Origin of the sequence: Protofrankia sp. Cr1, from assembly GCF_963555865.1 — a bacterium.
In the GTDB taxonomy this organism is placed as follows: domain Bacteria; phylum Actinomycetota; class Actinomycetes; order Frankiales; family Frankiaceae; genus Protofrankia.
Genome location: NZ_CAUVXO010000195.1, coordinates 1 through 8,934, shown reverse-complemented (window position 1 = coordinate 8,934; position 8,934 = coordinate 1). Strand labels below are relative to the sequence as shown.

Annotated in this window: 6 protein-coding genes; 4 read left to right on the top strand and 2 right to left on the bottom strand. The window is 67.3% G+C overall.

Features of this window, described 5'->3' with window-relative positions; all coding sequences use genetic code 11:
• Window positions 1-281 precede the first annotated feature (281 nt).
• Window positions 282-1,895, bottom strand: a complete 1,614-nt coding sequence (locus U9980_RS15740) for a metallophosphoesterase (RefSeq protein ID WP_322768607.1) — start codon at window positions 1,893-1,895, stop codon at window positions 282-284.
• Window positions 1,896-2,436: 541 nt separating this feature from the next.
• Between U9980_RS15740 and U9980_RS15735 the strand changes: the two genes are divergently transcribed.
• Window positions 2,437-3,279 carry a rhomboid family intramembrane serine protease gene (locus tag U9980_RS15735; RefSeq protein WP_322768606.1) on the top strand — a complete coding sequence of 281 codons (843 nt, stop codon included), beginning with the start codon at window positions 2,437-2,439 and terminating at the stop codon, window positions 3,277-3,279.
• A 128-nt stretch (window positions 3,280-3,407) separates the two neighbouring features.
• Here U9980_RS15735 and U9980_RS15730 read toward each other — a convergent pair whose 3' ends face one another.
• The gene (locus U9980_RS15730) at window positions 3,408-3,941 is read right to left on the bottom strand and encodes a hypothetical protein (protein ID WP_322768605.1); all 534 of its coding nucleotides are present in this window, start codon (window positions 3,939-3,941) and stop codon (window positions 3,408-3,410) included.
• Between the two features lie 276 nt (window positions 3,942-4,217).
• On the opposite strand from U9980_RS15730, the gene U9980_RS15725 reads away from it, so the two are divergent.
• From U9980_RS15725 to U9980_RS15715, 3 genes are all read left to right on the top strand, one after another.
• On the top strand, window positions 4,218-4,394 hold the full coding sequence (locus U9980_RS15725; protein ID WP_322768604.1) for a hypothetical protein: 177 nt from the start codon (window positions 4,218-4,220) through the stop codon (window positions 4,392-4,394).
• A 346-nt stretch (window positions 4,395-4,740) separates the two neighbouring features.
• Window positions 4,741-5,427 (top strand): response regulator transcription factor, encoded by a 687-nt coding sequence (locus U9980_RS15720; RefSeq protein WP_322747140.1) that lies wholly within the window; start codon window positions 4,741-4,743, stop codon window positions 5,425-5,427.
• 144 nt (window positions 5,428-5,571) lie between these two features.
• The coding region (locus tag U9980_RS15715) for a pyruvate carboxylase (RefSeq protein ID WP_322768608.1) at window positions 5,572-8,934 on the top strand (3,363 nt) is incomplete at its 3' end.

The following is an 8,934-nucleotide window of genomic DNA, read 5'->3' as shown; positions in this document are numbered from 1 at the left end:
GGGGCGATCGGCGTCGCCCACACCGGTGGCGTCGACTGGATACGTCACATCCTGCAGGTCGGTGTAGCCGCCGGGCTCGTCGTCCTCATAACACCCGTGTGGATGAACCGACAGTCCCAGCACAGCGACAGTCGTTATTGACGCACGGTCCTTATTGACCCAACCCGTTCACCAAGAACGCCATGCGATGACCGCATGCTGATGCTCCCCCGAGTCCGTCACCGCGGCTGTCGGAACGGGCGACCGCGGTGACGGTAGGGATGACGTCCGACGTCAGTCGGTCATTCGCAGTTGGGGAACTGCGCTCCCACGAGGTTGCAGTTCGTACCCGTCGACGGGTTACCGAACTGATCGAAGTACCGGAGGTTCCAGGTATCTGAGGTCATTGGAGGAGTTGTCGCTCCGGGGATGAAGCGGAGTACCGCATAGCCGAACTCCGGACGCGTGACCAGGTGTCTGACCGGATAACCGTCGACATCCTTATTGATCATCTGGTTGTCCAACCAGGTCTGCTGGTCGAGCTCGGTACCTGACGAGCCCACGGTCACCTGAGGCGGACGGTGCGGTGAGGTTAGGCTCCCGAAGTCGAGCATCTGATACAGGTGCACATGGCCTGAAAGCACCAGGTTGATTCTCGGATCCAGCTGATGCACTGTGGTGTTCGTGATTGACATTTCGAGGTTGTGGTCGACCCACTCGGGGTTGCCATGCGGGGTGACGCCGTTGATCGTCCAGATCGGTGAATGACTGAGGAGAAAATTGTCGCCCTGCTGAACCAGACCGGCGTTCACCCGGTTGAATTCTGCAGTATATTCGTCGATTTTTTGTTGTGGCGTCTGGTTACAGTCGGCCATGGACTCCGCCGCGGCGCAGGATGAGTCGAGGAGCAGCAGGCCGAGGGTGCCGGCGTTGATCCGTACCGGCGGAGTGTAATACTGCGGAGGGAGGAGACTGCAGGCCGTCGCATTCAAGGTATCCGCCTGGTAGCGGAAATACACATTGCCCGAGCGGTTGCAGGTCTCGTGGTTGCCCCGAACGAACACGATCGGGGCCTGTGCCACCAGGTTTGCCGCCGGCTCAAAAAAGTCGGCGATCAGGCATCCCCAGGTGTGCGGGTTTCCCCCGGTTGCCGGGCCACACGTCGGCGTCTGTGCCTGCGGCACGGAGAGATTCGACCGGTAGATGTAGTCGCCCACGTGGATGACGAGATCAGGTGGAGTCGGTCTGGTCGCCGCGCTGTCGGCGACACCCCGCATCGGCCAGTACTGCGGCTCTGGTGTGCAGTTCTGCGCCGGCCCCGATACCGGCACCCGGCACCCGGTGTCACCGATCACCGCAATGTGAGCGGGACGCCCGGTAGTGGGCCACTTCGGCACCGGTACCGTCCCGTTCGCGGTGGGGCGGATCGTAACCGCGCCGGCCGTCGCAGGGTCGATCTGCGCGCCGGTGGTCCCTGGTGGGACTGGCAGAGTACACACGGTGGCCGTGCTGGGAAACGCCGCCGGAGTGCTGACGAATGCCGGCGACGGATGAGTCATCTGCTGGCTACCCCCTGGGGTGAACGTCACAAAGGGGCAGGCGCCGTTCACGGGCGTGACATAACGGATCTCGGCACCACGGTCGGTCAGCTGGGTCCACGCCCACGCCTCCTGGGGCACCGGGAGGCCTGGGCCCGGAGCTCCGTCCCAGTCGCCGTGGGTATCGCCGTGGGTATCGTCCACATTGATGTCGAGGCCATCGTCATGGCCGGAATAGCCGGTGTCCTGCCCGGCCGGAAGGTCGGCGAGTGTGGCGCCGCCGACCGCTTCCGCCGTCGGTGGGTACCCGTCTGCCCGGGCTGCGCCCCCGGCCGTGCCGAGCGCGGCGGTGACGAGCAGTACCCCGATGCCCGTCACCGCGATCCTTCTGTTCATGATTTTTTTGATCGCAAATCCCCAGCCTTTCCGTTTCCCGCGTCAGGGGACACGCCGGCCATAATGGAAATTCATCCATCCTGCACCCCGGAAGGCGCCATACATACAGTAGATTGCCGACTTCGGAAGCCACCGTTTTCGGCGCGGGCGGCCGACCCCTTTCAATAAACAATCTCCCGGCGGGGTAGACGGTAGAGGCTGACGACCGTTCGCCGCAAGCGGCGGACGGTGTCTCCGATTAGCGTGGAAACTACGTGATGAGAAAAGCAGGAAAATCGTAGTCATATATCGGCCGCTATCGACCGCCGTTTTGGATTCGGATATCCGGTGGCGCTCTGCCCACCGGTCGATGAGAGCGCATGGCGGCGGGAACCGTCGGCGCGGTGGGTGCGGCGGCGTGCCGTCGTCGCGGGCTGGCCGCAGCCACAAAATCGATCATGAAACTCCCGTACGGTTCCGGTTGAGCCGCACAGAGCCCGGAGGCGGTGGTGGGCCGGGCTGGCGCCACGGGCAGGATGAACGTGTGGTCCTGCCGATTCACGACATCAACCCACTTCGCCGCCGGCCGATCATGACCTGGCTGTTGATCGCGGTGAACGTCGCCGTCTTCGTGCTCTTCGAGCCGATCGTGTCCTCGGTTGCCGGCTCCAGCACGTCAGCCGCGCAGAACGTATGCGAACAGCAGCGGTTCTTCGACCAGTGGGGAGCGATTCCCGTGGAGATGCTGGAGAACCAGCGCCTTGAGACGGTACCGAGCGGCCGCTCCCCCGGTCGGAACGCCCAGGGTCAGGTGCTCTGCGAGCTGGAGTCCCCGCCGTCGTTCGTCAAGTCACCGGTGCTGTCGGTACTGACGTCGATGTTCCTACACGGAAGCTGGCTGCACCTGCTCGGTAACATGCTGTTCCTTGGCGTCTTCGGCAACAACATCGAGGACCGCATGGGACGGTTGCTATATCTGATCTTCTACGTGGTGTGCGGCTACACGGCCGCGTACGGGTTCGCACTGTTCGAACCGGAGTCGACCACGACACTCATCGGCGCGTCCGGTGCGATCGCCGGTGTTCTCGGCGCCTACCTCGTGGTATTCCCGCGGGCCCGGGTCATCGGGCTCGTCACGTTCCTGTTCTTCCTGCCGTTCTGGCTGCCGGCATGGCTCGTGCTCGGCTTCTGGTTCGTGCTGCAGTACGTGTACTTCACCGGGATGGGCGTTGCCGACGGCGGCAGCGTGGCCTATGGCGCCCATGTGGTCGGGTTTGTCTTCGGCGCCGTGGCGGTCCTCCCGTTCGTCCGCGAACTGCGGGCCGCGGGGCCCCCTCGGCGTCACGCCCCCGACCACCGCTGGGTCCGCCGGACGCCCTGGTCCTGACGAGTTCCCCGCCAGCCGCCGGCCGCGCGATCATCGTTCCTCTCGCGCGGCCGGCGGCCTCACACGTGTCCAGGCCAAAGGCCGCGCGATCATCGTTCCCCTCGCGCGGCCGGCGGCCTCACACGTGTCTAGGAAACCGAAACGGGCTCCGGCCGGCGCAGTCCACGCCGCCGCTTCTTCTCGCCCTTCTCAGCTTCCACTTCCACCGCTTTCTCGACCTTCTTTGCCTTGCCGATGGCCTCGGCGGCCCGCGCGGCCGATGGCAACGCAACCTCGAGGGCGACCGTCCGCCAGCCCTCGAAGACCTCCTCGGTCCCGAACCCGTTCGCGGCCAGCGCTCGGGCCGCGCCGATGAGCTGTTCGTAGGTCCGCTGGTCGTCGACTTCGTCCGCGCTGTCGTCCTCGGTGGTCCGCTGCGACACCACGCAGCGGACCTGGAACGACACATCCGCGGGTGCTGTCGCGGGTGATGTCTGCGACAGCGGCGCGTCCGAACCGGTCCGCGTGAGCGTCCAGGTCCGGACAAACACGAACGGCTCGTCCGGGCCGGCCACCGGGAGGCCGCCGACATACTCTTCCAGGATCTTGACAACCCGTTCGACAGATGCCTGCCTTGAATCCGCACTGCTCTTACCCAACCGCATGGCGACGTCCTCCCTCACACGTGAACAATCTCCGGACCGTGGCGGCCGCGAGCAACCTCGCGGGAATCCGGTAGCGCATCTTCCCGGATGCCCTGGTCGCTTCCCGCACCGGGGTGCTCACGAGACATTGGCGACACATCCGTTCATGAGACGTTTCAACGCCGCGACCAGGGTAAAGATCCGCTAATCGGTCTGATCAGAGACGCGGCGCGGCGCGGGACCCCGGACCTGAGGTCCCCGCCGCCTCGGACGTCCTTGGAACCTCGACCCGGATCTGATCCAGAAAGGACCACCATGCGTGCCCGTGTGCAGGTTCCCATCGTCGCCCTGATCTGGCTCGTCGTAGGCATCATCGTTGCGCTCAGCAAGAGCTACGAGGTTCACACCGGCTCCCAGCTGGTCACCTTCGTCCTGGCGGTGACCCTCTGGCCGATCCCGCTACTCGGCGGAACCATGACGGTCCAGTTCTGAGACCAGCCGGTTCCCGGATGTGCCGGTCCCCGGGCCGGCCAGCAGCGGTGGCTCAACGATGTGAATCTGCAGCTATTGGAGCAGCCTCAGATTCACATCCTTTTTCGACCCGGGCCGGGCCGGGCCGACCCGACCGGACCCGGTCTGTCGCTGCCCGCGGCGGCCCGACCCGGCCCGGCGATGAGGTCCCACCGCGTTGAGATCTGCCGCACACGACGCGCTGCCGCGGAAACCGGCAGCCGCCGATTAGGCGGGAGCGGGGGGTCGGGCTCCACCGACTCGGTTAGAATCTGTTTGCATAATGTGACTTGTAGTGACAGACAACCCCGGTCAGGCGGAGAATACGGTGTCGGAGAAATCTGCGAACGTGGCCGGGCCGGTTGGAATCACACCGGACGCGACTACGATCCGGGTGTTCCTTTTGGATGATCACGAGTTGGTCCGACGCGGGCTACGCGATCTTCTTGCCGGTGAGCGCGACATCGATGTGATCGGCGAAGCCGATCGCGCTGACGGTGCGGACCAGGCGATCCTCGCGACGCGGCCCAACGTCGCGATCCTCGACGCACGTCTACCGGACGGCAGTGGGATCGAGGTGTGCCGGCAGGTCCGCTCGCAGGACCCGACAATTGGCTGCCTGATCCTCACTTCGTTCGACGACGAGGACGCGCTGTTCACCGCGATCATGGCCGGAGCCGCCGGATACGTGCTCAAACAGATTCGTGGCACCGCCTTGGTGGACGCCGTGCGGCGGGTCGCGGCCGGCCAGTCGCTGCTGGACCGCACGGTGACGCCACGTGTACTCTGTCGGCTCCGGCAGGGGTCCGACCAGGGCGGGCGGCTTGCCGGCCTGACCGACCAGGAGCGTCGCATTCTCGCGCTCATCGCCGAAGGGCTCACCAACCGGCAGATCGCCACCCGCATGTTCCTGGCGGAGAAGACGGTGAAGAACTATGTGTCCAGCCTGCTGTCCAAGCTCGGGCTGGAGAGTCGGACCCAGGCGGCGGTGTTCGCCACCAGGCTCGGCGGCTAGAACGGCACCTTGACCACGGTTGCCCGCCGGAGACAACAACGGCACGTGCCCGAAAACACTGCGACAATTCATCCGGGTTGACAACCGTCCGGGGTCGACCCAGTGAGGGGACGCTAGTCCGCGTCGTGGAGGGGTGCCACTTTGATCAACAAGGTCCTGGTCGCGAACCGCAGCGAGATCGCTGTCCGTGTCTTCCGAGCCGCGAACGAACTGGGCCTACGTACTGTCGCCGTCTACACGCCCGAAGACGTGGGTTCGCTACACCGGATAAAAGCCGATGAAGCATATGAACTCGGCGAACCGGGGCATCCCGTCCGGGGATATCTGGATGTCGACGCCCTGCTGGCCGTGGCGAAACGGGTCGGCGCGGACGCGCTGCACCCGGGCTACGGCTTCCTGTCGGAGAGCGAGGCGCTGGCCGAAGCGTGCGTGCTGGCCGGCATCACCTTTGTCGGTCCCCCGCCGGACGTGCTGCGCCTGACCGGCGACAAGGTGGCCGCCCGCGAGGCTGCGGTAGCCGCGGGCCTGCCGGTACTGCGGGCCTCGGCGCCACTGGCGGACCCGGCCGCGGCCGCCGACGCCGCGGCGTCGGTGGGCTTCCCACTGTTCGTGAAGGCCTCGGCCGGTGGTGGCGGTCGTGGGCTACGCCGGGTGCACCGGGCCGATGATCTCTCCGATGCGGCGGCAAGCGCGATCAGAGAGGCGGCGGCGGCGTTCGGCGATGGAACGATCTTCCTTGAGCAGGCGGTGAACCGGCCCCGCCACGTCGAGGTGCAGGTTCTCGGCGACACGACCGGAAAAGTCGTCCACCTCTATGAGCGGGACTGTTCGGTACAGCGCCGCCATCAGAAGGTCGTCGAGGTGGCGCCCGCGCCGCTGCTCGATCCGGCCGTACGTGACCAGCTGTGCGTGGATGCGCTCGCGTTCGCCCGGCATGTCGGCTATGTCAATGCGGGCACGGTCGAGTTCCTGGTCGCGGCCGACGGCTCACACACCTTCATGGAGATGAACCCGCGCATCCAGGTCGAGCACACCGTGACCGAGGAGATCACCGGTGTCGATCTGGTCGCGGCCCAGCTGCGGATCGCCGCCGGTGCGACTCTGGCCGACCTGGGCCTCACCCAGGAATCGATCACGATCCGCGGGGCCGCGGTGCAGTGCCGGGTGACCACCGAGGACCCGGCGGACGGCTTCCGCCCGGACATCGGGAAGATCACCCGATACCAGTCCCCGGGCGGCCCGGGAGTTCGGCTGGACGGGGCGACCTACGAGGGTGCGCAGGTCACCCCGTACTTCGACTCGCTGCTGGTCAAGGTGACGACCCGGGGCGCCACCTTCGAGCAGGCCACCGGGCGGGCCCGCCGGGCGCTGGCGGAGTTCCGGGTCCGCGGTGTGCGCACGAACCTGACGTTCCTGCGCCGGTTGCTGGCAGAGCCGGACTTCCTGGCCGGACGGGTGACCACGTCCTTCCTGGACGACCGGCCCGCTCTGTCGGTCGGTGACGGCGGAACCGACCGGACCAGCCGCCTGCTGGACCGGCTCGCGCACAGCACCGTCAACGGCCACAAGCGACCGGCCGGCGCGTTGGTCGACCCGGTGACCGTACTGCCGTCGTTGCCCCCCGCCATGGCGCCGGCCGGGTCCCGTCAGCTTCTCGCCGAGCTCGGACCACGGGAATGGGCGGCGCGGCTGCGGGCGTCCGAGCAGCTCGCGGTCACCGACACCACCTTGCGTGACGCCCATCAGTCGCTGCTGGCCACCCGGCTGCGGACCACTGAGATTCTCGCGGCGGCGCCCGCGTACTCCAGGCTCACCCCCGAGCTGCTGAGCCTGGAGTGCTGGGGCGGGGCGACCTACGATGTGGCGCTGCGGTTCCTGGCGGAGGACCCGTGGGAGCGTCTCGCCGCCATCCGCGAGCGGGTACCGAACATCTGCCTGCAGATGCTGTTGCGCGGACGCAACGCGGTCGGTTACACCCCGTACCCCGATGACGTGGTCCGGGCGTTCGTCGCCGAGGCGGCCGCAACCGGTATCGACATCTTCCGCGTGTTCGACGCGCTGAACGACATCGAGCAGATGCGGCCGGCGATCGACGCGGTCATCGAGGCTGGCGCGGTCGCCCAGGGCACGCTGTGTTACACCGGTGACCTGGCGGATCCGGCAGAATCGATCTATACCCTCGACTACTATCTCCGCCTGGCCGAACGACTCGTCGCCGCCGGCACCCACGTACTCGCGGTCAAGGACATGGCGGGGCTCCTGCGACCGGCCGCGGCGCGCATCCTGGTGACGGCGCTGCGGGCGAACTTCGACCTGCCCGTCCAGGTACACACCCACGACACCGCCGGCGGTCAGCTCGCCACCCTGCTCGCGGCGGCCGACGCCGGCGCGGACGCCGTCGACGCTGCGGCCGCGCCGCTGTCGGGTGGGACCAGCCAGCCGAACATGTCCGCGTTGGTCGCCGCCACCGACCACACCCGGCGCGCGACCGGGATCGACCTGGCCGCGCTGTCCGCCATGGAGCCGTACTGGGAGGCTGCGCGTGATCTCTACGCGCCCTTCGAGGCGGGCCTGCGGGCGCCAACCGGCGCGGTGTACCGCCATGAGATCCCCGGCGGGCAGCTGACGAACCTGCGCCAGCAGGCGATCGCGCTCGGACTGGGCGCGAAGTGGTCACAGGTGCAGGAGTGTTACGCCCTGGCCAACGACCTGCTCGGCAAACCCATCAAGGTCACTCCGACCAGCAAGGTCGTCGGGGACCTGGCCTTGTTCATCGCAAGCGGCGACATCGACGTCGCCGCGCTGCGGGACAATCCCCAACGCTACGACCTGCCGGCGAGCGTCCTGGGCTACCTGGCGGGCGAACTCGGTACCCCGCCGGCAGGTTTCGCCGAGCCGTTCCGCGAACGCGCACTCGCCGGCCGACACCCGGCCGCACCCGCGGCCGAGCTCAGTGCGGCGGACTCCGCGGCGCTGGCCGGCGCCGGCCGGCGGGAGACCCTGTCCCGGCTGCTGTTCCCGGGTCCGTGGAAGGACTACACCGCGGCGCTGGCCGCGTACGGCAACAGCTCGGCGATCCCCACCGAGGAGTTCTTCTACGGCCTCACCCCGGGTAAGCCGGTGGTCATCACGGTCGAACCGGGTGTCGAGACCATCGTCGAGCTGCACGACATCGGTGGACCGGACGACGCGGGTATGCGCACCCTCTACCTGCGGGTCAACGGAGCGCCACGGCCGGTGTCGGTACGGGACAACTCCATCGCGCCGGCGTCCAATGCCGCCCGGCGTGCTGATCCGGGCGATCCGGCCCAGATCCCCGCGGGGCTACCCGGCCTGGTCACCTACGCAGTCGCCGCCGGCGACCGGGTCAGCCAGGGTGACCGACTCGCGACCATCGAGGCCATGAAGATGGAGGCGGCCGTCACCAGCCCACACGCGGGAACCGTCACCGAGCTGCTCCGCTCGTCCGGTGTCTCGGTCGAGGTCGGCGACCTGCTGCTCGTCGTC

Coding starts and splice junctions, on each gene's coding strand:
- U9980_RS15725 (WP_322768604.1), top strand. CDS start 4,218: ATGCGTGCCCGTGTGCAGGTTCCCATCGTCGCCCTGATCTGGCTCGTC.